General features: G+C 53.3%; 2 protein-coding genes and 1 pseudogene. 1 reads left to right on the top strand and 2 read right to left on the bottom strand.

The genetic code is table 11. The annotated features are described in order from the left end of the window. Positions 1 to 668: heavy metal translocating P-type ATPase (locus tag GKC03_10060; protein NYT12869.1), on the bottom strand; the 668-nt coding region annotated here is incomplete at its 3' end. Positions 669 to 728: 60 nt separating this feature from the next. Next, positions 729 to 881 (bottom strand): annotated as a pseudogene (locus GKC03_10055) (SHOCT domain-containing protein). A gap of 915 nt (positions 882 to 1,796) precedes the next feature. On the opposite strand from GKC03_10055, the gene GKC03_10050 reads away from it, so the two are divergent. Beyond that, the coding region (locus tag GKC03_10050; GenBank protein NYT12868.1) for an NAD(P)-dependent alcohol dehydrogenase at positions 1,797 to 2,669 on the top strand (873 nt) is incomplete at its 3' end.

Below are 2,669 nucleotides of genomic sequence, written 5' to 3'. Positions count from 1 at the left end.
AACGAATCCCCCTTCACCACCACGCCGTCCGAAGGTATCTTCTCACCGGGCTTCACCAGCACGATATCGCCCACCTTCAGGTCAGAGACAAGAACATCGACCACCTCATCTCCCCGCACCAGGTGGGCCGAGGTGGGCATCACCTTCACCAGCTCCTCCAGTGCCCTGGAGGCGCCCATCACGCTCTTCGCTTCGATCCAATGTCCGAGGAGCATGACGTCTATCAGGGTCGCAAGCTCCCAGAAGAAGTCCTTCCCCTCAAGGAAGAAGACCGTGGCCGAGGAGTAGAAGAACGCCACCGAGATGGCCATTGCGATCAGGGTCATCATTCCCGGAAGGCGCTTCCTCAGCTCGTTTGCCGTGCCCTTGAGGAATGGCCACCCCCCGTAGAAGTAGACCACTGCGGCAAGAAGGAAAATCACGATCTCCTGGTACGGGATCGTTATCTCGAACCCGAACCAGTCCTGTATGGTCTGGGAGAGCAGCAGTATCGGGATCGTGAGGATCAGGGAGACTAGGAACCTCCGCCTGAAATCGGCTATGTGGGCGGAGTGATCCCCGTGGTCTCGGTGACCCTCATGTGATCCCTCCTTCCCATCATCACCGTGATCGGAATGGTCCATGTCACCGTGCCGCTCGTGATTCTTGTGCTTATTCTCATCTTCCATGAATGGCACCAACCCTACGATCGAAATGCATCATCCCGGTCCTTTTCCGTACTTCAGATCCTCCCTGATGATGAGATAGATGATGAGGAAGATAATGCCAACCCAGGGCAAGATCACCAGGACGAACCACAGGAGCCCGTTCATCCCCCTCCTCTCCGCGTCCTTGTACACCAGCACCGCTATCACGATGAACAGGATCCACACCAGTATCATCATCAGGCCCATGTAGGGGATGCCCCACCAGTCCCAGTCCATGTGATCCCACCAATCATGGTGCATGTCATCACCGTTGGCGGCAGCCTCCCCGCTGACGAATAGGATTGAACCAAGCACTGCGATCAGCACGATGGTGATCGTTCTCCAGGGTACTCTCAACTCATTTCCGCTCCGCGATCCGATGGTTTCTTGACATAACGATTGTTGGAGCCTGGGCTATAAGTACATTCCATCGGAAAGTGCCAGCTGGGGAAGAACCATTCCAGGACCGTTGACTCATTGTAGAGGCGGCATAATTCTTGTCATTGGGCTGTTTCTCGCCGCATGGGCGGGATCTCCAGAGGTAGAATGAAGAAGCTCTATCTGTAGTGAATCGAATATAACTCAATTGTCTTCCCTAGGGCAGATCATATAATCCCAAGAGTGCCCCGACCCCCTCATGATACCTCATCGAGCTTATGAGGACTCATTGACGCGATCCTATGTGAAAAGTGACAATACCAGGGAGCCATTGGCAAATCAAGATGGCACAAATGGGACGGTCAAAGGAATCCATCGTAGATTGGAGGATTGCCGAGCATTCTAATTTCGCAGTGGGCCTTCACTCGTTCGACTCTTTGTAGATGATGCCAAAACCGCCGGCGCTGAATTTGATCTCTATTACTTCCTTGTCTTGGTTTTCCCTCAACCATTCATTTGCTCTCTTATCTGATGTACAAAACTTCACCTGAAGCATTTGCATACCTCGGGCTAATGATATCTCAAAGCTCCATATTAAGAAATTTCCTCTTAGTCATTCTAATCACTGGTGAGATTGAATAATAATAATCTATGAGAATTTCGTACAAGTTCATCAGCCTATCCTGATAGGATTATTTTATTAATATCCAGCTACACTTGTTATGAAAGAAAATGAGGGCGATCGTCTACACAGAATACGGACAACCGGAAGTTCTTCAGCTCAAAGAGGTGGAGAAACCCGTTCCCAAGGATAACGAGGTTCTGGTAAGGGTCCATGCGGCATCCGTGAACTCATGGGACTGGGATCTTCTTAGGGGCAAGCCGTTCCTGAACCGGGCAGGAGGGCTTCTGAGACCGAGGTACGAGATACTCGGTGCCGACATCGCGGGGAAGGTAGAAGCGGTCGGTAAGAATGTTAAAGAGCTCCAGCCAGGCGATGAGGTGTTCGGTGACCTGTCCCAGAGCGGCTGGGGTGGTTTTGCCGAGTTCGCGCGTGCCCAAGAGAGTGCCCTCGCAATGAAATCTTCGAGAATGACTTTTGAGCAGGCGGCTGCCGTCCCTCAAGCGGGTGTGCTAGCCCTGCAGGGTCTTCGCCACAAGGGAGGGATACAGCCAGGAAATAAAGTCCTCATCAATGGAGCAGGAGGTGGAGTGGGCACCTTCGCGGTCCAGATCGCCAAGTCGCTGGGAGCTGAAGTGACCGGCGTCGACAGCGCTGAGAAATCGGACATGATCCGCTCGATCGGCGCGGACCAGGTCATTGATTACGCTCGGGAACAGTACACCAGGAACGGCGAGACATACGACCTGATCCTTGATGTCGTGGCCTCTCGTCCGATGCGAGAGTACAGGCGTTCATTGAGACCGAGCGGCAGATTTGTGTTGGTGGGGGGAGCCACCGGCACCGCCCTCAAGGTCGTGTTTCTTGGACCTCTATTCTCGCTGTTCGGGAGCAGGAAGCTCGGTGGGCTTATCCACAAGCCGAACAGGACTGACCTCAATGCATTGAGCGAGCTCTTCGAGTCGGGCAAGGCTATTCCGGTC

It is taken from the genome of Methanomassiliicoccales archaeon, assembly GCA_013415695.1.
Classification (GTDB): Archaea; Thermoplasmatota; Thermoplasmata; order Methanomassiliicoccales; family JAAEEP01; genus JAAEEP01.
The sequence above is the reverse complement of the archived record's forward strand: the minus strand, read 5'-3'. Positions and strand labels throughout refer to the sequence as shown.